The organism is Pseudarthrobacter sp. GQ63, from assembly GCF_059758765.1.
Genome location: NZ_JCAXEF010000002.1, coordinates 80,400 through 102,504 on the forward strand (window position 1 = coordinate 80,400; position 22,105 = coordinate 102,504).

General features: G+C 66.3%; 17 protein-coding genes. 7 read left to right on the forward strand and 10 right to left on the reverse strand.

The window, feature by feature from the left end:
• Window positions 1-210: 210 nt before the first annotated feature.
• From AC6CHP_RS04860 to catA, 3 genes are all read right to left on the reverse strand, one after another.
• Window positions 211-1,254 (reverse strand): LacI family DNA-binding transcriptional regulator, encoded by a 1,044-nt coding sequence (locus tag AC6CHP_RS04860; protein ID WP_498228354.1) that lies wholly within the window; start codon window positions 1,252-1,254, stop codon window positions 211-213.
• A gap of 307 nt (window positions 1,255-1,561) precedes the next feature.
• Entirely contained in the window at window positions 1,562-2,842 is a 1,281-nt protein-coding gene (locus AC6CHP_RS04865) for a benzoate/H(+) symporter BenE family transporter (RefSeq protein WP_498228355.1), read from the reverse strand.
• A gap of 120 nt (window positions 2,843-2,962) precedes the next feature.
• Window positions 2,963-3,847 (reverse strand): catechol 1,2-dioxygenase, encoded by an 885-nt coding sequence (catA, locus tag AC6CHP_RS04870; protein ID WP_498228356.1) that lies wholly within the window; start codon window positions 3,845-3,847, stop codon window positions 2,963-2,965.
• 327 nt (window positions 3,848-4,174) lie between these two features.
• Here catA and benA point away from each other — a divergent pair, with 327 nt between their 5' ends.
• The 5 genes from benA to AC6CHP_RS04895 all read left to right on the forward strand — a co-directional run bounded on the left by benA (window position 4,175) and on the right by AC6CHP_RS04895 (window position 11,485).
• Entirely contained in the window at window positions 4,175-5,560 is a 1,386-nt protein-coding gene (gene benA / locus AC6CHP_RS04875) for a benzoate 1,2-dioxygenase large subunit (protein WP_498228357.1), read from the forward strand.
• 33 nt (window positions 5,561-5,593) lie between these two features.
• Complete coding sequence (benB, locus tag AC6CHP_RS04880; protein WP_498228358.1) at window positions 5,594-6,130, forward strand: benzoate 1,2-dioxygenase small subunit; 537 nt, start codon at window positions 5,594-5,596, stop codon at window positions 6,128-6,130.
• A gap of 70 nt (window positions 6,131-6,200) precedes the next feature.
• Entirely contained in the window at window positions 6,201-7,772 is a 1,572-nt protein-coding gene (gene benC / locus AC6CHP_RS04885; RefSeq protein ID WP_498228359.1) for a benzoate 1,2-dioxygenase electron transfer component BenC, read from the forward strand.
• Complete coding sequence (locus AC6CHP_RS04890; protein WP_498228360.1) at window positions 7,772-8,599, forward strand: 1,6-dihydroxycyclohexa-2,4-diene-1-carboxylate dehydrogenase; 828 nt, start codon at window positions 7,772-7,774, stop codon at window positions 8,597-8,599. Before benC ends, AC6CHP_RS04890 begins: the two co-directional genes overlap by 1 nt.
• Before the next feature lie 54 nt (window positions 8,600-8,653).
• Window positions 8,654-11,485, forward strand: coding sequence for an AAA family ATPase (locus AC6CHP_RS04895; RefSeq protein WP_498228361.1), 2,832 nt, complete (start codon window positions 8,654-8,656; stop codon window positions 11,483-11,485).
• Window positions 11,486-11,509: 24 nt separating this feature from the next.
• On the opposite strand, the gene catC is transcribed toward AC6CHP_RS04895, so the two are convergent.
• The 4 genes from catC to AC6CHP_RS04915 all read right to left on the reverse strand — a co-directional run bounded on the left by catC (window position 11,510) and on the right by AC6CHP_RS04915 (window position 15,349).
• Complete coding sequence (gene catC, locus AC6CHP_RS04900; RefSeq protein WP_498228362.1) at window positions 11,510-11,788, reverse strand: muconolactone Delta-isomerase; 279 nt, start codon at window positions 11,786-11,788, stop codon at window positions 11,510-11,512.
• A 26-nt stretch (window positions 11,789-11,814) separates the two neighbouring features.
• Window positions 11,815-12,918 carry a mandelate racemase/muconate lactonizing enzyme family protein gene (locus tag AC6CHP_RS04905; RefSeq protein ID WP_363935754.1) on the reverse strand — a complete coding sequence of 368 codons (1,104 nt, stop codon included), beginning with the start codon at window positions 12,916-12,918 and terminating at the stop codon, window positions 11,815-11,817.
• On the reverse strand, window positions 12,915-13,835 hold the full coding sequence (locus tag AC6CHP_RS04910; protein WP_310110462.1) for a LysR substrate-binding domain-containing protein: 921 nt from the start codon (window positions 13,833-13,835) through the stop codon (window positions 12,915-12,917). The genes AC6CHP_RS04905 and AC6CHP_RS04910 overlap by 4 nt, the downstream gene beginning before the upstream one ends.
• 128 nt (window positions 13,836-13,963) lie before the next feature.
• Entirely contained in the window at window positions 13,964-15,349 is a 1,386-nt protein-coding gene (locus AC6CHP_RS04915; RefSeq protein WP_498228363.1) for an MFS transporter, read from the reverse strand.
• A 224-nt stretch (window positions 15,350-15,573) separates the two neighbouring features.
• Here AC6CHP_RS04915 and AC6CHP_RS04920 point away from each other — a divergent pair, with 224 nt between their 5' ends.
• Window positions 15,574-16,272, forward strand: a complete 699-nt coding sequence (locus AC6CHP_RS04920) for a maleylpyruvate isomerase family mycothiol-dependent enzyme (RefSeq protein ID WP_363935762.1) — start codon at window positions 15,574-15,576, stop codon at window positions 16,270-16,272.
• A 386-nt stretch (window positions 16,273-16,658) separates the two neighbouring features.
• On the forward strand, window positions 16,659-17,180 hold the full coding sequence (locus tag AC6CHP_RS04925) for an HNH endonuclease family protein (protein ID WP_498228365.1): 522 nt from the start codon (window positions 16,659-16,661) through the stop codon (window positions 17,178-17,180).
• 61 nt (window positions 17,181-17,241) lie between these two features.
• On the opposite strand, the gene AC6CHP_RS04930 is transcribed toward AC6CHP_RS04925, so the two are convergent.
• The 3 genes from AC6CHP_RS04930 to AC6CHP_RS04940 all read right to left on the reverse strand — a co-directional run bounded on the left by AC6CHP_RS04930 (window position 17,242) and on the right by AC6CHP_RS04940 (window position 21,987).
• The gene (locus AC6CHP_RS04930; protein ID WP_498228366.1) at window positions 17,242-18,423 is read right to left on the reverse strand and encodes an FAD-dependent monooxygenase; all 1,182 of its coding nucleotides are present in this window, start codon (window positions 18,421-18,423) and stop codon (window positions 17,242-17,244) included.
• A 46-nt stretch (window positions 18,424-18,469) separates the two neighbouring features.
• The gene (locus AC6CHP_RS04935) at window positions 18,470-20,692 is read right to left on the reverse strand and encodes a DNA/RNA non-specific endonuclease (protein ID WP_498228368.1); all 2,223 of its coding nucleotides are present in this window, start codon (window positions 20,690-20,692) and stop codon (window positions 18,470-18,472) included.
• Between the two features lie 65 nt (window positions 20,693-20,757).
• Window positions 20,758-21,987 (reverse strand): S8 family peptidase, encoded by a 1,230-nt coding sequence (locus tag AC6CHP_RS04940; RefSeq protein WP_498228370.1) that lies wholly within the window; start codon window positions 21,985-21,987, stop codon window positions 20,758-20,760.
• Between the last annotated feature and the right edge of the window lie 118 nt (window positions 21,988-22,105).

The following is a 22,105-nucleotide window of genomic DNA, read 5'->3' on the forward strand; positions in this document are numbered from 1 at the left end:
CAGACGTCATTGTCGGTTCCTCCTAACACGTGTTAAGTAGGGTAAATACCTGACCTAACACGTGTCAAGTGATTTTCGATGCTGCTTGTGCTGCGTCATTCGGAACGTGCAGGAAGGACTGGCCGTGTGGGGAAAGTACACAGGCGGGCGCTGGCGGTGGCTGTCCCTTAGGGGTTCAGCAGTGCAGCAGCTGCGGAAGCACCCGGCTGCTTAGCCGGCCGGGACGGCGGCGGTGGAGGCCCTCGGAATAATCCGGCAGGGCACGTGGATCGTTCCCTCTTCCGTTTCCTCCGTGGCCGTAGTTTTTCCCTCCACCGAATCCAGCAGCATGGACATGGCCGCCGCTCCAATTTCGGCGTGCGGAAGCGCCACCGTGGTCAGCGCGGGAACAAGGTTCGCGGCCAGGTTCTGCTGGTCGTCGTAGCCGACCACGGACAGATCCTGCGGTACGCGCAGTCCCGCGGCGGCCGCGTACAGCAGTACTCCGGTGGCTACCCTGTCGTTCGAGCAGACGATCGCCGTCGGCCGGTTGCTGCCGCCCAGCACGGAGGAAGCGGCCCGGTAGCCCTCATCAATGTCCCATCCGGTCGCGTGGACGTGCTGTTGTTCACGACCCAGCCCTGCTGCTTCCATCGCCTCGCGGTAACCCCGTTCGCGCTGCGGGGCGGCAGGGGAGCTAAGGGTTCCGGTCAGCAGCGCGATGCGGCGGTGGCCCAGGTCAATCAGAAGCTGTGCCGCGGCGCGCCCACCTTCGACCTCTGCCGGTATGACCGACTGGAGCCCGGAGGCCGCATCGGTGCAATTGGCCAGAATGGCCGGCAAGGTCAGCATCGACGGCGGGGCGGTAATTTCGCGCAGGCTGCCGGCGGCATACATGATTCCGTCCACCTGCCGGTGGACGAGCTGCTGCGCCGCGGAGCTCTCGCGGGCCTTGTCATGTTCCGTGTCCACCACCAGGACCATGTACCCGCGGGCCAAGGCCGTGCGGGACGCGCCGCTGATCAGCCGGCCTGCGAAGGGGCTGGTGACGATGTCATCCGTAATGATGCCGATCGTTGACGTTTGCTGGTTGCGCAGGCTGACGGCAACCGAGTTGGGCGTGTAGTCCAGCTCTGCCGCGGCGCGGAGCACGCGCTCCTGGCGTTCTGCGGTGACATTGCCGGTTGCCCTGCCGTTGAGCACCAGTGATACCGCACTGCGGGACACGCCCGCCCGCCGTGCCACGTCCAACGCCGTGGCTTTACGTTTGACCATGCCGGGCCCCCTTGCTGTTGGGCTTAGCATACCTAACTCGTGTGAGGCCGGCAGGTGCCTGGCTTGGATGCATTTTCTGACGAACACGTTAGGGATGGAGGTCTTGACGGGGCACTGCCGATATGAGGGAAGGTAATAATGCACTCAAAGGGTTTCTCAGATTCCGGATGTTTCCCGGACTTCCAAGCATTGACAAGGCATGAAGGCGGCTCGGGGGTTGTCCGGCGTCCGCTACCGGGTTGTGGCGGGAACGGCCAGCCGCACGCCGGAGCAATCACGTGGCTCGGCATACCCGCCGGTCCGAAGTTTACGATCCTGCATAGTCCGGACGCTCCAGCAGCCGTGAGGCGGCGCATCCGATGACAAGGCCCCAGAAGGCTGCGTGGATGTTGAAGAGATTCAGCCCGGAGACGGTCACGACGAATGTCACCAGGGAGCCCATGGTGAAGGTGCCGGCAAAGGCAGTGACAAAGGCCTGCTGAAGGGCGCGCAGCATTGCGATGCCGCCGAGGACCAGGACGAATTCGGTGGGCGTTGCGAGCATCAGCCGGGTCAGGGTAGGAGCCAGAAGTGCGCAGACCACGGCGAGGCTGCCGTAGACCACGGCTGCTGTGTACTGGCGCTCCCTCGTTCCCGAGGACGTCAACAATGCATTGGTGGGCCCGGTCACGCAGGCCGAAACTGCGCCGAATCCTGCATTGAGTACGGAAAAAGCGCCCGACACGACAGCAAACACGTTGATGGGCGGACGGTGGCCGGCGGCCCGGAGAACAGCGATGCCCTGGCCGTTCTGGACGAAGAGGACCGTCAGCGCCAACGGAACCACAAGTTCCAGCTGCGCCGCCCACGAGAATGCGGGAGGAGTGAAGACCGGGACGGCCAGAAGCGGCCCGGGTACACCGGCGACGAACTGCCCGCTGACGGCCACCGCCACGCCCCCGGCCAGCAACGTCCCGAGGACCGGCGGGAGGAATCTTCCAAGGGCCGGCACCGCAGTCAGGAACAGGAAGGCACCCACCATCGGGCCGGCAATCGCCGGATTGGCCTGGCTCGAGGACACGATGTCAGTGCCGAAGCGGAGGAAGACGGCGGCGACCATGGCCATGACCAGCGGCATGGGAATCATCGCCATGATGCGCCGGACCATACCTGTTGCCCCAAGGGCCAAAATGAGCAGGCCGGCCGTGAAGAATGTGCCCACCACCTCCGGGAAGGAAAGATGCTGCAGCGATGGCCCCAGCAGCACCGTGCCCGGAATGGACCAGGCAAACCCCAGCGGCTGCCGGTACAGCAGCGACATGATCAGTGTCGCGGCCCCGCCGGAGAACAGGATGCCGAAAACCCATGAGGCGAGCTGGTCCTGGTTCAACCCGCCCGCTGTCCCGACCGCCAGGGTGACCGCGACGGGTCCGGAAGCGGTAAAGACCAGCCCGATGGCACCGTTGGACACATAGGGCGGGGCAATATCGCGGAGAAACCTGCGCGGACCGGCCGGGCGGGTTTCGGGCCGTTCCAGCAGCGGCTGCGGCACGTCGGCGGGGACAGGATGCGGGGTGGTGGCGGGCGGGTCCTGGCGGGAGAGTGGCATGCTGGCTCCTGGCGGCCGGATCGGCAGCGGTCTGTGAAGGGACAGGCGCCCCGGGGACGGTCCCGGGGCGCCTGCGTAGCCGGTTTGCGGCGCCCGGCCTCAGACGATATGGGCACAGACCTATTTGGTCTGGCCTTCCTTGGCGAGGATGTAGTTGTAGACAACTTCCTCGCCCTCCCCGCCGTCCGTGCGGGGTTTGGGGTCCAGCATCAGTTCGGGCTTGACGGCCGAGGCGATGTCGTCGGCGTTGTGCGGGTCGCCGGGGAAGTAGAGCTGCTGGGTGACCGGCTGGTAGCCGGGAGCCGACACCTTGATGTGGATGTGGGCAGGACGCCACGCGTGCCAGCCAGCTGCCTCGATGAGCTGCCCGCAGGCGCCGTCCGTGGGGATCTGGTAGGGCGCGGGACGCATGGTGTTGATCTCGAAGCGGCCTTCGTCGTCGGCCTTTACTGTGGCGCGGAAAAGCCACTCGGGCAGACCTGGTGCGTACTGGGAGTAGAAGCCGGCGGCATCCGCGTGCCAGATCTCCACCTGGGCGTTCCGGAGGGCATTGCCGTTGGTGTCCGTGAACTGGCCGGTGAAGCGCAGGGGTGTGCCCTCTTCGCCGTCGCGCATGAGGACAGTGGCCGGAGTGGCGAGCTCCGGCGAGCCGGGCACGTAATACGGGCCCTCGATGGTGCCCTTGGTGCCGGGGCGCTCCTGGGAGTTGACGTCCTCAACCGTGTGCTCCAGCCACACATCCAGGAACAGCGGCCACTCGCCGTCGTTACCCACCTTGATCAGCCATGCCTTGAGCGCGTTGTACTCCTCATAGGTGACCTGGTGCTCAACGACGATGTCGTTGGCGGCCTTGATAAGTGCGCCGGCCAACGTGCTTACGCGCTCCTTGGGCACGTTCAGCTCCGAAAGCTTGCCGGAGGCGGCGAAGCGTTCGGTGGCCTTCGAGCCTGCTTCAACGGCAGTGCCCTCGTTCTCTGTCCGGGAATCCATTTGGGTCTCAGTCATGGCGGTCTCCACCTTCGTCTTTGAAATGGGGCCAGGAAGGTCTCCTGCACCCGCCGCGGGACGGTGGCGCAGGAAACCTGCTGCCACGCGGCATCGCGTGATGTCGGTCTCATCCTAGGCCTGGACATAAGGACGCTACAAATATTGATAATGCCTGTTTTAGGTCATTATCGAAACATAAACACCCCCTTGGTCGACCCTAGGTGTTTGCCTGATGTGAGTGCAGTCACGGGCGTGAAGAATTGCCTCTAACGTCCACCGCCGGCATCGACGCCGGCCCGGGCATCCCGCCCGTCCGTCCAGCAATCTCCAATGAGGGAGCACGCCATGACCGAGAACCTGACCCATGCCCGCGAGGTCCTTGCCGACGCCGTGATCGACGACCGTGAGAACGGAATCATCCGGGCCAAGCGCGAAATTTTCACCGACCAGGAGATCTTCGAGCTCGAGATGAAGCACATCTTCGAAGGCAACTGGGTATACCTGGCCCACGAGTCCCAGATCCCCAACGTGGGCGACTACTTCACCACCTACATCGGCCGCACCCCGGTGATGATCACCCGGGACAAGGACGAGAACCTTAACTGCATCGTCAACGCCTGTTCGCACCGCGGCGCCATGCTGTGCCGGCGCAAGACGGACAACCGCACAACCTTCACCTGCCCGTTCCACGGCTGGACGTTCAAGAACTCCGGTGAACTGTTGAAGGTCAAGGACTCCCGGAACGCCGGCTACCCCGAGACCTTCAACAAGGAAGGATCGCACGACCTCACCAAGGTGGCCCGCTTCGAGTCCTACCGCGGCTTCCTGTTCGGCTCGCTGAAGGCCGACGTGCTGCCGCTCGAACAGCACCTGGGGGATGCCACCAAGGTGATCGACTCGATCGTGGACCAGTCACCCGAAGGCCTGGAAGTGCTGCGCGGCTCCTCGACGTACACCTATGACGGCAACTGGAAGGTCCAGGCCGAGAACGGCGCGGACGGCTACCACGTCACCGCCGTGCACTGGAACTACGCCGCCACCACGGCCCGCCGCACCGCAGGTGACTCCGCCAACAAGACCAAGGCCATGGACGCCGGCAAGTGGGGCAAGGTCAAGGGCGGCTTCTACTCCTACGACCACGGGCACCTGCTGCTGTGGCAGGAGTGGACCAACCCCGAGGACCGTCCGCTCTGGGACCGCCGCGATGAGCTGGTGCAGAAGTACGGCGAGGAGATGGCCAACTTCATGATCAACATTTCGCGCAACCTCTGCCTGTACCCGAACGTGTACATCATGGACCAGTTCTCCTCCCAGATCCGCCACTTCCGGCCGATTTCCGCGGACCAGACCGAGGTGACCATCTACTGCATCGCCCCCAAGGGGGAGTCCCAGGAGAACCGCTCCAAGCGCATCCGCCAGTACGAGGACTTCTTCAACGCCACCGGCATGGCCACCCCGGACGACCTAGAGGAATTCCGCTCCTGCAACAAGACCTACTGGGCCACCAGCGCCCCGTGGAACGACATGACCCGCGGCTCCACCCACGAGATCGCCGGCCCGGACGACCAGGCCAAGGCCTTGGGCATGACGCGCGTCATCGCCTCCGGCGTGCGCACCGAAGACGAAGGGCTCTACCCGATCCAGCACGGGTACTGGAAGGAAGTCATGGACCGGGCCCTGGCGGAGGAAGAGGAGCCCTCCGTGCTCGAAGCCGTCCCTGCCACCGCCTGACAGAGCCCGCCGGAACCACAGAGAGCTGACACCATGACCAACCTGACCCACACCGCCCCGGTCCTGAAGACCGCTGAGGAGATTGCAACCCTCGAAACCGTCCGGGCGTTCCTCTACCGGGAAGCCCGCCTGCTGGACGACCGCCAGTTCGATGAATGGCTCGAGTGCTACCACCCGGATTCCGAATTCTGGATGCCGGCCTGGGACGTGGATGACCAGCTGACCCAGGATCCCCAGAACGAGATCTCCCTGATCTACTACGACAACCGCGGCGGCATCGAGGACCGGGTGTTCCGGATCAAGACCGACCGGTCGTCGGCCACCTCCCTGCCCGAGCCGCGCACGGGCCACAACATCACGGACGTTGAAGTCCTGGCGAACGACGGCGGCCGGGTCGAGGTGCGCTTCAACTGGTACACCCTGTACTTCCGCTACAACACGACGGACACGTACTTCGGCACCAGCTTCTACACGATCGACCTTTCGGGCCCGGAACCGGTGATCCTGAAGAAGAAGGTGGTCCTGAAGAACGACTACATCCACCACGTGGTGGACGTCTACATGATCTGACCGGCCCGCAGGGCATGCCACAACCTTTCCCCGGGACGCGACGACGCGCCCGCCCAGCCAGGAGGACACCATGGGCCATAAAGTAGCCCTCAGCTTCGAAGACGGCGTCACCAAAGTCATCAAGGTCGGCGACTATGAGACCGTCATGGATGCCGCCTACAAGGCGCGCATCAACATCCCGTCGGACTGCCGTGACGGCGCCTGCGGCACGTGCAAGGCATTCTGCGACTCCGGATCCTTCGACCCCGGAGACTTCATCGACGACGCCATGACCGAAGACGAGCTCGAAAAGGGCTACCTGCTGACCTGCCAGGCCGTGCCGGAATCCGACCTCGCCATCCAGATCCCTGCAACGTCGGAATCCGCCAAGACGGCCGCAGCCACTTTCAGCTCCACCATCAAGGAACTCAACCGCCACACGGACACCACGGTGTCCTTCACCCTCGAGGTGGACAACCGGGATGCGCTGGCCTTCCTGCCCGGGCAATACGTCAACCTCAAGGTCCCCGGCACCGACGCCGAGCGTTCCTACTCCTTCAGCAGCGGTCCCGAGGTGCAGGACGCATCCTTCATGGTCCGCGTCACCCCGCAGGGCGCGATGTCCGAGTACCTACGCGACCGGGCCGCGGTGGGCGACTCCATCGAATTCACCGGCCCCTACGGATCGTTCTTCCTGCGCGAGCCCAAGCGGCCCCTGCTGCTCCTGGCCGGCGGCACCGGCCTGGCCCCGCTCCTGTCCATCCTGGAAAAGCTCGCCGAAAATCCGCCGTCCACCGCGGTCCACCTTATTTACGGGCTCACCCGCGAGGCGGACATCGTAGGCCTGGACTGGCTCCGCGCCTACGAAGCGAAGCTCCCCGGCTTCACCTGGGACTACATCGCGTCCGAGCCTGGCACTTCCGCCCCGCACACCGGCTACGTCACCCAGATCATCGAACCGAAGCACCTCAACGACGGTGACGTGGACATCTACCTGTGCGGCCCGCCGCCCATGGTCAACGCTGTCTCCAAGTGGCTCGACACCGAAGGCATCCAGCCCGCCAACTTCTACTTCGAGCGGTTCGCGCCGAAGGAGGCCACTGGGGGCGACGCCGAAACGGGAGCTCCGGCACCGGCTGAGAAGATTGAGGCCGAAGGCGACACCATGAGCCGCGGCGAGGCCGTGTCCTCGTTGGAAACCGGCCGGCTGGACTTCCGCAAGGAGGACAGCTTCGCCCAGCTGGACGCCCGGATGGGCCTGGAGTTGGCGGTCAGCGAACTGCTGCTGGGCAGGCTCAGCGGGGAGCAGCTGCGCCAGTTCCGCCGGCTCGCCGAGGCCACCACCGCGTCGGTGGCCGGGGGAAGCATCATCGACCCCGAGGAGTTTGCCCGTACCAACGAGGAATTCCACGAGTACCTCTTCATGGTCTGCGACAACCCCATGCTGCTGGAGTCCTACCGCCGCCTGGACGTGCACGCCCAGATGGCCGCCGCCTTCGAACCGGGAACGCCGATCTTTGAGCGGGTCACCCAGGACCACCTGGACATCGTGGACGCCTTCGAGCGCGGCGACAAGGACCGCCTCCGCGCCGTGATAGCCGAGCACGCCCACGATGCGAAGCACACCATGGCCGGCGCCATCGACGCGAAGACCGCCCTCTGATGGCTGCACCGTACGCCGGGCAGTTCGTGACCCCCGGCAGGTTCGGCGGCAAGGTCGCCGTCGTCACCGGTGCGGCCCAGGGGATCGGCCGGAAAGTGGCCGAACGCATCGGCGCCGAAGGCGGCGCAGTGGTCCTGGTGGACCGCGCCGACCTGGTCCACGACGTGGCGGCGGACATCGAAGCGGCCGCCCGGGCCTCCGGCTGCGGCGGGTCGGCTACGTCCGTCACCGCTGATTTGGAGACCTTCTCCGGCGCCAGCCAGGCAGTCAAGGCGGCGCTCGCAGCCCACGGACGCGTGGATGTCCTGGTCAACAACGTCGGCGGCACCATCTGGGCCCGTCCCTACGAGGAATACGACGAGGACAAGATCGAGAAGGAGATCCGCCGCTCGCTCTTTCCTACGCTCTGGAGCTGCCGGGCGGTCCTGCCTGCGATGCTCGAACAGGAATCGGGGACCATCGTCAACGTGTCCTCGGTGGCCACCCGCGGGATGCACCGCGTCCCGTACGCCGCGGCGAAGGGCGGCGTCAACGCCTTGACCCAGGCCCTCGCCATGGAGGTGGCCGGCCGCGGCATCCGCGTGGTCGCCACTGCGCCCGGCGGCACGGAGGCGCCGCCGCGGAAGGTCAAGCGCGGCCCTGAAGCCGAGTCCGCCACCGAGAAGGCCTGGTACCAGGTGATCGTCGACCAGACTTTGGAGTCGTCCTTCATGAAGCGCTACGGGACCCTGGACGAGCAGGCCGCGCCCATCGTGTTCCTCGCCTCCGACGAAGCGTCCTATCTCACCGGAAGCATCCTTCCGGTGGCCGGCGGGGACCTGGGCTAGCGCGTGGACCCCCGCCGGAACGGGCGGGCAGGACGCTCCGGTAGACTTGCGGCCATGACTGCGGGGTCCGTCCAGGGCGATATCGGCGCGGATTCTGCCCTGGTAGGCCGCGATGGGGTGTTCGCGCAGCTCGCGGAAATCCTCCGCACAGTCCGTAAGGGCAAGGTGGCTGCCGTGGTCCTCACCGGTCCAGCCGGCTCCGGAAAAACCGCGGTGCTGGAGTCCTTCCTGAAACACTGCCGCACGGGGGCCCGCGGCGTCCGCGTCCTTTCCGCCATGGGCGACGCGTGGGAAGCGCAGTTTGCGCTCGCGGGCTATTCGCAGCTGATGCTCACCCCGCCGCTGCGTTCGGCGAAAGCGTACGACGGCGGCCCGCACCTTCCTGCGGGTCCCCTCGCCTCCCTGGGTACGGACCAGGTGGTCAACTACGCCTCGACGCTGGGTACCCACCTCGAAGGGCTGCAGTCGCACGGAAGCGTGGTGGTCGCCGTCGACGACGTCCACAAACTCGATGTGGAAAGCCTGCGCATCCTCACGTTCGTCATGCGCCGGCTGCACGGCAAGAAGATCCTGTTCCTGCTCACCCTGGACCCCGCCGACGCGCAGCGCATCCCCGCCGGCGTCCTGGACTACCTCACCGGGCACCAGGTGGTCCGCATTCCCATGGAGCCGCTGACCCCGCAACAGGTCCAGGAAGTGGCCCGGCGCCTGCACGGCATCGACCTCAGCGTCACTGCGGCCCACGGACTGGTCCGGCACACCGGGGGCCTGCCGCAGACGGTGACGGAGCTGCTGCGCGAACTGCCAGCCGAGACCTGGCTGAGCTGGTTCCCCTCGCTGCCTCCCTCGTCACGGCTGCGCGCCCGCGTGCACAGCGTCCTGGACTCCGCCTCGCCCGCCCTGGTTGCCGTGGCCGAAGCCGCCTCCGTGCTGGGCCGCAGCGCCGGACTGCATGAAGTCGCAGCCGTCAGCGGCGTGGAGTCCGTCCTCGAGGCCCTGGACGAAGGCCACCGCGCCGGCCTCCTGCGGCTGTCCGTGGACCAGGCGCGCTCCGCCGTCGTGTTCGTCGAACCCGGAACGGCGGAGGCGATCTATGAGCAGATTGTTCCAAGCCGCCGGATCGCGCTGCACCGGCTGGCCGCGGAGGCCGTGCAGCCGGAGGGCGAAAAACTCGGGCACCGGGTCTCAGCGACGCCGGAAGGGGACCAGGCCCTCGCCGAGGAACTTGAGCATTTCGCGGGCCGCCAGGCCGCGGTGGGGGCATGGCAGGACGTTGCGACGGCCCTGTTTTCCGCGTCGCGGCTGTCCCTGGACATCCGGGCCCGCAACGACCGGCTCCTGCGCGCCGTGGACGCGCTGGTGGGGGCCGGGAATATTGCCGAGGCGCAAACCTGGTCCGCCGCCGTGGACGCGCTGCCGCCCTCTCCGCTGCGCTCTTCGGTGCTGGGCTACCTCTCCACGGTGTCCGGCCAGAACGACAGCGCCCAAAGCCAGCTGGAAATGGCCTGGCGCACCAGCAACCCGGAGCGAGACCCCAAGGCCGCTGCCCGGGTGGCGCAGCGGTTCGTGCTGCACGGGGTGGCGTCCTGGGACGGCCCGATGATCACCGGCTGGGCGGAACGCGCCATGTCGCTGACCGAACCCGGGACGCCGGCGCACGTCGAATCGGAAGCCATTTACGGCCTGGGCCTGTACGCCCGCGGCCGGCTGGGCGAGGCGGAGGCGTCCTACCAGCGGGCTTTCGGCCACGCTGCCGAGAATGCGCAGAAGCAGCGGGTTCAGATGGGGGCCGGGTGGTTGGCACTGCGCCTGGACAACGTGGAATCGGCGCTGGTGAACTTCGAGTCCGCGGCCCCCACCGAGTACCGCGGCGGATCCCTGCGGATCTCCCTCTGGGCCGAGGCGTGGCTGGCCCGCACGCACCTGGTGCTGGGGAACTGGGATGCCGCGGCGGCCACCATCGCCCGCTCCAGCGTCCGCCTGGAAACGTCCCGAATGCCGCTGATACGGCCGCTGCTCTACTGGACCGCCGCGGAACTTTGGTCCATGCGCGGCGACTGGGACCGTGCCCGGTATTACGTCTCGCAGGCCGCTGTCCAACCGGGGACGTACCGGGCCATGCAGGTGCCGGCCAGCCTGGCGCGGGCCCGGTTCCACGAGGCGCGGGCAGACTATGAGAGCGCATTGGCCGTGCTCCAGCCGCTGACCGAGCTGGACCCCTGGACCGAGGACCGGGTGTCCTTCTGGCCCTGGCAGGATACCTATATTAACGCGCTGGTGATGACCGACCAGCTGGACACGGCGGAGGCCTTCCTGACGTCCTTCGAGGGGCTGCGGCGGGAGCGCGAAGTTCCCTCGGACATGGCCAGGATGGCGTGGGCGCGGGGCCGGCTGCTCGCGGCCCAGGGAGACCCGGACGCGGCCAGGGAGCACTTCGAGGCGGCCCTGGGCCACCTCCGCGGGCTCAACCGGCCCTACCTGCGGGCACGGATCAGTTTCGCCTTCGGGCAGAGCATGCGCCGGGCCGGGAAGCGGCGGCTGGCGTCGTCGGTGCTGCGTGCGGCGCGGGACCTGTACGACTCGCTGGGCGCGGCCACCTATGTGGAGCGCTGCGACAGGGAGCTCAAGGCGACCGGTCTCGACGTCGGAAATCTCCCCGATCCTGCCGACGCGGTGCTCACCGCCGTCCGGGACCACCACCTCCAGCTCACTGCGCAGGAGCAGGCGGTGGCCGAGCTGGTGGCCGGGGGCGCCACCAACAAGGAAGCGGCCCGGGCGCTGTTCCTGGCGGAGAAGACCGTGCAGTACCACCTCACGCGGCTTTACCGGAAAATGGGCATCCGCTCCCGCAGTGAGCTCGCCGCCGCGTTCCGGGCAGGGGAGTGACCCGGAACGCGGCACTGCCGGTTCCTACTTGATGTCGGAGGGGTGCTTGGCCAGCGGGACCACCGAGATTTCCATATAGGGGAACAGCGGCAGGTTCTGCAGGATGTCGTGGAGTTCGTCGTTGGAATCCACGTCAAAGATCGAATAGTTGGCGTACTCACCCACTACGCGCCAGATTTCCGGCCACTTGCCGGAGCGCTGCAGCTCCTGCGAGTATGCCTTCTCCTTCGCCTTGATCTCGGCTGCTTCCTGTGCGGGCAGGTCTGCGGGCAGTTTCACGTCCATATGGACCAGGTACTTCACGGTTTTCCTTTCGTGGATGGGGTGGCTTAGCGGTCGGTGCGGTAGCGCTCGAGTTTTTCCGCGTTGACTCCGGTGCCCGCGCCAGGGCCCTCGGGAACGCGGATGCGCCCGTCGATGATCTGCAGCGGCTCGGCCAGGAGGTCGTCCGTCATGTCCAGGTAGTTGGACAGTTCCGCGGCCCGCCTGGCGGTGTGGGCGAAGGCGGCGCCGAACACCACGGACGCCACGGTGCCCACCTGGGTGTCGATCTGGTTGCCTATGTAGACGTCGATGCCCAGGCCTTCGGCCATCCCCACGATCTTGGCGGCCTCGGTGAACCCGGAACGGGCCGTTTTGACCGCCAGCAGGTTGGCGCCGCCGTTGAGGATTTCCTTGGCGGCCTCGCCCAGGTTGGGTGCGGATTCGTCCGCGGCGATCGGGATCGGTGAATTGGCTACGAGCCGGCGGCGGCCCAGGATTTCGCGGGCGTCGTCCGGCTCCTCGAGGAACTGCAGGCCCAGGTCTGCGGTTCGGCGGAGCACTTCGGCGGCCTCGTTAGCGGACCAGCCCCTGTTGGCGTCCATGTAAAGTTCGGCATCGTCGCCGAGGCCCTCACGGAGCACCCGGGCCGCTTCGATGTCCAGGTGCAGGGGGCGGCGGCCGGTCTTGAGCTTGAACGTATTGATGCCGTAGGTTTCGCGGAACTCCAGGGCCAGGGCGAGCAGTTCCGGGGCGGGCTTGAAGCCGAGCATGTGGGAGACCCGCAGCGAGTCGGTGTAGCCGCCGAGCAGCTTGGTGACGGGCTGCCCGAGCGTCTTGCCGATGACGTCCCATACGGCGATGTCGACGGCGCCCTTGGCGGTCTGGTTGTGGATGGTCCGGTAGAGGATCTCCTGGATCTTCTCCCGGTCGAAGATGTCGACGCCGACCAGTTGAGGAGCGAATACGTCCTGCACCACCGCGACGATGGACTTTTGCGTCTCACCGTACGTGTATGGACGCGGCGGGGTATCCGCAATGCCAACCACGCCGTCGTCCGTCCGGAGTCGCACCAGCACATGGTCGGCCTCGTGGACGGATCCGGAGGCGAAATGCAGCGGATGGCGGTAGGGGATGGAATAGGGAATCGCCTCAATGGCTGCGATTTTCATGACAGGGAAAGCCTTTCGTCTTTGGGAAGCGGGTCATGGCCGGGCGCGGTGGCGGCCACGACGACGTCCAGGAAGTTGTGCAGCAGGGCCGAGCGGTGGCCGCGGAGCCACGCGACGGCGAGCTCTACGGGAGGTGCGTTGTCGATCTCCCGGTACGCGACGCCGTCGAGCTGGAAGGCGCGGACCCGGGACGGCATCACTGCCACCCCGCCCCCGGCGGCCACGAAGGCGAGCATCGTGGAGGTTTCGCCCACCACCTGGGTGATGCGCGGCTGGAACCCGGCCTGGCGGCACAGGTCCGAAGTGATGCGGTAGAGGACGGATTCGGGCGCGTAGGAGATGAAATCCTGGTCCTGCAGTTCGTGCATTGCCACCGGTTTGTCTTCGGCCAGTGCGCTGAATGAGGGGACCGCGACGACGAGGGGTTCCTGGTCCACGACGCGGTAGTCGATCTCCTGGGAGGCCACAGGCGGGCGGAGGAGGGCGGCGTCCAGCGTCCCGTCGCGGAGCCCGGCTTCCATGGAGGGAGTGAGCATCTCGCCGTTCAGTGCCAGTGACAGCCCCGGCAGCATCTGCTTGGCCAGGCGGGCGATCTGCGGCATCACGCCGTAGGTGGCCGATCCCGAGAAGCCCACCCGGAGTACGCCCGTGGCACCCTTGCCTACCTGGTACACGTCCGCTTTCAGTGTTTCCATATCGTTGACGATCTGCCGTCCGCGGTCCAGCAGGAGCTCGCCTGCCGTGGTCAGGTCTACGCGGCGGGTGGTGCGGTTGAGCAGCCGTACCCCCAGCTGTTCCTCGAGCTGGCGGATCTGCTGGGACAGGGGCGGCTGGGCCATGTGGAGGCGTTTGGCCGCCCTGCCGAAGTGCCGCTCTTCCGCCACCGCAATGAAATAGTTCAGCTGCCGGATGTCCACTGTGGTGCCCTCCCATGCGCGATGCCAAGGGGTCTGCCCCGGACGTCTATTGATTCAAAGAATAACCGCAAATCATCTAATTGGTGCATTCTTTCGACTCAATGACGTCCAGGGATGGGCGCTGTTAGCTACTGCGGCTGCTTGACTGCCGCGCTTGGTTCAGTGCGGTGCCCGGCGATTTCCTCGACCTGGTGCTCTGCCTCTTCCAGTTTTCGCTGCTGCGGGACCATGACGGTGACGAGGGCGCCCAGCAGGGCCACGCCGCCGTAAATGTAGAAGGCCGTGGAACCGCCGATGCCCGCCGCTGCCAGCCAGCCGCCGATGATCGGACCGAGAACACCACCCAGGCGGCCCACGCTGGCGCACCAGGCGACGCCGGCCGCACGGGCATTGGTGGTGAAGTAGTTGGACTGGAAACCGTAGATCAGTACCTGCGTGCCCAGCGTTCCCACGCCCGCGACGGCGATAAAGGTAAAGAGCATGGGCAGCGGGAAGTTGAACGTCATGAGGACCAGCGAGACGGTGGCCAGGGCAAAGGTGGAGGCGATGACCCGCTGAGGGCCACTCCTGTCCGCCAATCGGGAGGCAATTAGGCCGCCGGCCACTGCGCCGAGGTTCAGCGCGAGCGGGAAGAACAGGGAGTATGTCCGGCCGTAGCCATAGCCCTCCATGATCTTGGGCAGCCAGGTGTTGAGGCCGTAGGTAAGGAGCAGGCCGCAGAAGGACATCAGCCCCAGCAGGACCGAAGCCACTGCGAACTGCCGGGAGAAGACCGCGGCGAATCCGGACTTCTGCGGTGCTGCACCGGTGTCCAGGATGACGCGCTCTTCAAGCAGCGGTACGCCGGTACGCTCGGCGGCTGCCATGGCTTCCTCTTCCCGGCCCCGGGAGAGAAGCCAGCGTGGGGACTCGGGGAGCTTGCGCCATGCGATGGGAAGCAGGATCACCAGCGGCAGTGCTCCAATGATGAACAGGCCGCGCCAGCCCAGGCTGTCCTGGAACAGGATGCCCATGACGGAGGCAACCACACCTCCGGCCGGGACGCCGGAGTACACAATGGCGTTGTAGAACTGCCGGCGTCCGGCGGGCGCGAACTCGGCCATGGTGGCGCCGGCACTGGCGATCACTATGCCGAGGCCAAGGCCGGTGATGAAGCGCATTGCGCCAAAAGTCATCACAGTGGTGGTCAGCGCGGTGACGAACATACCCACCGAGAACCACGCAATGCCCAGAAGCATGAGGCGGCGGCGGCCGAAGAAATCGCCCACGGCGCCGCAGATGAGGGAACCCACCAGCACGCCGATGAGGGCCCAGGAGCCCAAAAGGCCTGCAGTGGCCACGTCGAACTTACCGATCTGGCCAGGGTCCGCCAGCAGGCCCGGCAGTACGGTGCCATAGATGACCAGGTCGTAGCCGTCAAAGAGCAGGGCTGTGCAGATGACGAAGGCCACCCAGTTGGCGGTGCGGGCCTCCTTTTGTGGATTTTCAGCGATAACCGCATGCGGTTGTGTCATGTCCGGGGTCCTCTCGAAGGTGGTTTCATGCGCTGGCACGACGTTGGGCCAGGGGCCGTTTCCGGGTTCCCTTCAGCCTGACAGGTGTGTGACCCGGGACATATGAGGTAAATGCCCGGGGTTCCGCCCGGGGGATTCTATGTATCTATTTTGAATAAATGAGCACGTTAAAAGGATGAGTAAATATAGATGACACCTGCCCGGCCTGCCGCTAGGCTGACGCAATGACCACTCCCTCGCGCCTGCACTCCGACCTGTCCCGCCTGGGCCGGGAAACAGACATGTTCCTCGCCACCGCCGCGTCCCTGTCGGACGATGAGATGGCTGCCGCCTCGCTGTGCGACGGATGGTCCAGGTCTGACGTTATTGCGCACATCGCCGCCAACGGCCGTGCGCTCGTCCGGCTCATCGACTGGGCCGCCACGGGGGAGGAGCGCCGGCTCTACGCCTCGGCGGAGGCCCGCGCCGAGGCGGTCGCCGCACTTGCGGCACTGCCCCGGGAGGAACTCCTGGCTGAGTTGAGGGCCTCCGCCGAGCACTTCGCTGAGCAGGCGCAGCGGCTGTCCGGGCCGCTCGCTGCCCCGGAAATCAGCCCGAACAGCGGTCCGCTGCCAGCCACATCCATCGTGGCCCTACGGACGGCGGAAATAGTGGTGCACCACCAGGACCTCGACACGGCCTGGACCATCGAGGAAGCCGACCCGGACTCCCTGCTGGATGCGCTCGAAGCCGCGGTGCGCTCGCTGCGCGCCAAGGACGCCCCGGGGATGACCCTGGTGACAGAGGAACGCGACCAGTGGATCATCGGTGACGGCGCCCTCCGGGTGGAATCGGACCGTGAGGGCCTGCTCCAGTGGCTGGCGCGCGGTGATGCCACACATATCGAGGCGGGGGGCCCAGTGCCGGCACTGCCGCGCTGGTGAGCCGGGCCGGCAGGAACGGCTTCTGCGGATCCCATCAAGGGGACCGCCTGGCGGGAAGGGGACCGGTGGGCGTCATGCTGGCCTCGCACGGCACCGTGTGGCTGGCACCACGGACCCGCCTCCCGGCCGCAGGCGGCAGTCGACGCTAGCGTGGAACAGCCCGCTGCAACAGAAGGACCGTTCACATCATCCGCTCCGCCGCCCAGACCCTGACCCTCGCAGCCTCCCTCCTGCTGGCCGGCTCCCTCGCCAGTTGTGACGCCGCAGCCAGCGCCCTTGAGGTTCTTGAATCCGCTCAAGGCACCGCAGCCGAGGCCCCAGCCCCTGCCGACCCGTCCCTTGCCGTTGATGTTGCCCAGGCCCTTGAGCTGCTGCAGGGCATCCCGGTGAAGGGCCGCGCCCCTAAGACGGGCTACAGCCGGGACGAGTTCGGACCAGCCTGGGCTGACGTCGACCGCAACGGCTGCGACACCCGCAATGACATCCTCGCCCGGGACCTGACCGGCGAAACGTTCAAGGCCGGCACCAACAACTGCGTTGTCACCGCCGGCACCCTGGCCGATCAGTACACCGGCGCGACCATCAGTTTTACCCGCGGTCAGGACACCAGCTCCGACGTGCAGATCGATCACATCGTGCCACTCAGCGACGCCTGGCAGAAGGGCGCGCAGCAGCTCAGCGCCAACCAGCGCAAGGAACTCGCCAACGACCCGCTGAACCTCATGGCTGCAGACGGGCCAACCAACAGCGCCAAGGGCGACAGGGACGCCGCCACGTGGCTGCCTCCGAACAAGGCCTTCCGATGCGAATACGTGGCACGCCAAACGGCCGTCAAGGCCACGTACAAACTCTGGGTCACACAAGCCGAACACGACGCGGTTGCCAGCATTCTTGAAGGCTGCAGGTAGATCCCTTGGTGTTGGCTGCCTTCCAATGGGATGAGCTCACTGCGGGCTGACCCTCGGCAGGTCAGTGGGTGCCAACGATTCTTCGTGCCACAGCCCGGTCTATTCCCGGCACGCGGGAGGCCCGTATGATCCACCGACGCAGCAGGCGCTGGGCTTTGTTTCGGGGCAGGAAGGACGAGGCAGCGCGCCGCCCGGCTGCCTGCGACTCTTCAACTACAGGTTTCCATCGCTCCTCGAACCCGGCGAGCGCGGGACTGATGCCGTCAGCGGAAGCCACTGGTCCGAGGAGATCACCCAAAAGCGCTGCCCCGGCGATCGCCAACGAGGCGCCTTGGCCTGCCAGGAGCGATACGGCTCCGGAAGCGTCCCCCAGGAGGATGGTGCGCTCCTTCTGCCAGCCCGCCAAGATGATTTGGGCAACGACATCGTCGTACACGTGCTCAGGGCAGGCTTCCAGCACCCTGTCGACGGCGGAGCTGAGTCCGGCGAACTCCCCGCGCAGCCGCTCCCGCGCATCCCCGGACCCCCGGCCTCCCGCCGCGGCCGTAGAATCCCGATAGGCCAACGAGGCCGCCACTCCGCCCGTGCGGAGGTTGTAGAGCCCGGCCATCCTGTCGATGCTGTCCGTGAGGACGAATCGGTTCCTGAACCGTTCATCCAGGAGCGGCCCCGGCAATGTGAACGCGGCCGCACGCATGCCCAAAGGGCGCAGGTACTCGTCTTCGTGGCCGAAGAGCTGCGCACGCACCGTTGAGTGGATTCCATCGGCGCCCACCAGGACGTCCGCGGCGAGGGGCGCGTCCCGCAGACCCTCGAGGGTGACCCGCACGCCCTCGTGATCACTCCAGACCCGGGAGACCTGCGCACCGTAGCTGATTCGCACCCGGCCCGGGGCGACGTCGTCGAGAGCGGCGAGCGCGGCGCGCTCCATGTCGGGACGCAGCAGGCTCAGGATTTTCCCGCCTGCAAGCCGTGCAAACTGGGTGTAATCGAGGCTGCACGTGCGGCGTCCCTTTCCATCCACATAGTCGACTGCCTCGACCTGGTACGCCACCGCTGCGAGGCGCGGGTAAAGGCCGATCCGCTCCGCCGCTTCGAGTCCCGGCCCAAAGAAGTCCATCATGTAGCCGTCGGGCCGTGGACCCGGTGATTTCTCGACGAGCTCCACATCCCAGCCCGCCAAACCCAGCTGGCGGGCCGCCACCAGGTCCGCAATGCCTGCGCCCAACACGATTGCCTTCATATCCCTCTCCTTCATCAGAGGAACCGCGATCAGAGCAGCCGTGCCGCTACAGCTGCAGCTCCTCGTAGGTACGGAGTTCACGGGCGGGAGTTGGTGTGGCCAGCGCTTCCTGGGCCCGGGGGAGCGGTTCGAATTCGTCGTTCATCGGGTCCCAGCCGAAGAGGTGGCCGAAGTCCAGTCCGGTGAGTTCGCTGATCCTGCGGATGGGTACCTGGAAGGTGACCGGTGTGAAGGCCTCCCTGAGAATGCCCTCCACCAGTTCATGCTGGCTGATCATGTAGGCGCTGGCGGAATGGCTGCCGTCCGGACGCTGGAAGACGGGGATCTTCCAGAACGACAGCGGGATGCGGGTGCTTTGGAACTCCGGATCGCTGGCTGTGAAGACAGGGCCAGTAAACACACTGAGCCGCAGCTTTTCGGCCTTCGCGGTGTCCAGCACGTAGTCTTCCAGGCCGGCCCACAAAGACGCACCCTGGTTGAACTTCTTGTGCTGCGGGGAGCAGTTGGTGAAATGGAACGTGTCGTCGTTCGCGGCCTTTGCCACAGAGTCCGGACCCCAGGCCGAATCCAGGCGGCGGACGAGGTGACCGCGGTCAAAGTCGTTGCCGGTATAGAGGTCTCCGCCGGTCTGCTCCGACCGGTCCAGCCGGGGGTCGAAGTACCACTTGTCGCGGTCCCGCTTGGGGGACTGGCTGAGCCGGCCATCGACGTTCACGGCTGTGTAGAGGGCCAGCCGCCTGCTGCGGTTCATGACGAGGCTGAAGTGATGGTAGGTCAGCACTGTCGGGTCCTGCCCCTGGGCCGGGCGGCGGTTCTGCGCCGCCTCCGCACGTTGTTCCGCCGTGAGCACCGGCAGCGGAACAGGCACATCCAGGAAGTCGGGGTCGTAGCCCTTTCTTCCTTCGTAATCGGGGTCTATCGCCACGGCTTCCTCGGCTACAGCGCCAGCCGTGCCAACCGCGTCCCCGCTCCCCGGAACCGCGTCTCCGGTCCGGCCTGCGGACGAGGGGGCCGGTTCGTGTGCCGCCTGCACCGCACCGAGCCGGACTGTGATGTGCAGGGGGATGGTGAGGGACACGGCCTCCTCCGCCGTGGCGACTGGCTGCTTTACCGATTGAGGCAGTTGGACCTCCACCGGGCCCTGCCGTTCCACCACCGGGTCCAGTTTTACCGGGTCCAGAAGTTCCACCGGGTGGGGCGGGTCGGCCGGGAAGGCAGGCGGGTTCAGTGCTTCCTCCAGAAGGGCCCGTTCTTCGTTGGTCATGCCGTCGGCGTTCGCTCCCAGCCAGGCCAGGATGCTGCTGATCCGGATACCTTCATTTGCCACCCACTGGATGCGCAGCTCATCCTGCGTCCTGTCCCACACGGTGCCGTCCACGGTCAGGATGTCTCCTGCCGCATTGCGGGCAGGGACGCCGGAATGGTGCAGGCCCAGGACTTCCCACTGGTTGTTGAAGAGCGGTGACCCGGACGAGCCTGGAGAGGTGTCCGTGTGGTAGTGCAGGAACTGGTCAAAGCGGTCGATGAGTTCGTTCTGCTGCAGCGCGAGCTGCTTCTCCTGGCCTTCCGGGTGCTGGATGATGTTGATGGACTCGCCCAGCAGGATCTTGCCCTGCTCCTTTGACGTCCGGTTGAAGCCGAAGCCGGCCAGCGGAACCGAGGCACCCGCCCCGTCGGGACGTGATGTCGCGGCCACCGCCACCACGGTGACATCCAGTCCGGCGTCCGTCCGGAAGAAGGTGTCCGGCTCCAGGTCGAACTGCGATGCAGCCAGGGGAAGGCCGCTGACGCCGTTCTGGAAGTTGAATTCCAGCCGGGAGAAGCGGGCGGACTGTGCGTCTGCCAGCACGTGGTTGTTCGTCAGGGCCAGGCGCGGCGAGATCATAAACCCCGTGCCGAAGGATCGGATCTGGAACCGGTCACGGACAATAACCCTGCCCACACTGCGTGCCACCGCCGTGCCTAACTCCAGGAAAGCGATGCCCAGCAGGTTGTTCCCGCCGATAATCCGCTCCAGCACCAGCTCGTCCCGAACCTGGCCCCGCACTGCCGGCGAGGTGTCCGCTGTCGCCTTGAGCGCGTCCATCACCATCGGCTGGCGCATGACCCGCCGGCTGCGCAGTTCCACCCGTTCCGGAGCGTCCACGTTGAGGATGCTTCCCTGCGGGGTATGTGCCTCCGCGATCTTCTCCTCCGTTCCCCGGCGTGGACCCTTGCGGGCCTGGAACCGCGCCTGGGTGGCGGTGAGCACGTCGTCCGGGATGACCATGTGTCCGCTCCTGGGGGGGATTTCAAGCCGGTCAATGACCGGCTCGGCCAAAGCTCCGGGCTGACCTAGTTTGCATTGGTGGGTGCCTGGACGAGGCCCGCCCCAACGTCCACGGGGTCCGTGCCGGGCTTGAGGGGCTTGAACGTTCCGGAAGCGATGAGTTTGGCCTGGAGGAGCACGGGGCTGAGGGGGCCCTGCGCCAGGAGCCGTTCAGCCCACAGGGCCGCCACGCCGGCCACGTGCGGGGTGGCCATGCTGGTGCCGCTGATCGTTTTCGTTCCGCCGTTGAGCCAGGCGCTGAAGACCCCGACGCCGGGACCGGCCACAGTCGCCATGGTGTTTGAGAAGGGGGCCACAGTGAGTCCGCCTCCGCCGTCGGCCAGGGCAGCCACTGACGTGATCCCGAACGCGGCAGCTGGAGGCGCCACGTTGATCTCGTATGCGGGGTTGCCGTTGCGTTCACTCTCATTGCCGGCGGCTGCGACCACGATCGTCGTCTGGGCGACGGAGGCCCGCGCATTGAGAAGGTTGGCGAGCTGTTCGAAAAGCCGGACGTTGGCGCGGTAGCCTTCGAGCGCTATGGACGTGGCGGCGGGGATGGTCAGGCCGTGCACGTTCACCAGCTCGTCCACCCATCCGGGGAAGTCAATGCCCAGCGACATGGAGATGACGTGGGCGCCGTTGTCGGTGGCCCACAGCATTGCGGAGGCAAGAATATCGCTGCTGCCGCCGTTGGGGCCTCCGAGGACTTTGCCGATGACCGCTTTCTGGACGCCGAGTGCGACGCCGATCCGCTGGCCTGAGAGGTCGCGGCCAAAGATCGTGCCTGCGCAGTGGGTGCCATGGCCGTTGTCGTCTTCTGCGCTGCCCGCGTCGGTGAAGTCTTTTGTGACCAGGTTGACGCCGGCGAAGGCCGGGTGGGCGGCCGCGATGCCGGTGTCCAGGACCGCGACTGTCACCCCGGCGCCGGAGAAGGGAGAGGTGTCTGCGCCCACAGCCTTGACGCCCCACGTTGCCGCAGCGGACGGTGCAGCATCGGCATCGAAGGGTTCGATGAGTTTCATGGGCATGGCGGGAGCAAAGCCAAGGACCGTGGGGTCGTTCCGCAGGGCGTTGAGGGTTGAAGCGGAGGGGTTCTCATCGCTCTCCACCGTCATGCTGACAGCGCGTTCGGCGATGTTCTGGGCGGTGCTTTCGAGCCCCGGGGACGCCCCCGGTCCATCGAACGGATCACGGGTGGCGCCGAGGGAAGGCGCACGCAGAATCATGATTTTCTGGGTGAACAGCTTGGACATCCTGGGCTCCTTGGCCTCTACACCTAACGGTCTGCGCCATTGGCGCAGCTGCGGCAGTGAACGTATCAGCGGCGTGGTGGTCCCACACGTCGCCAGTTCTACGCCCGGAAGCGTTACA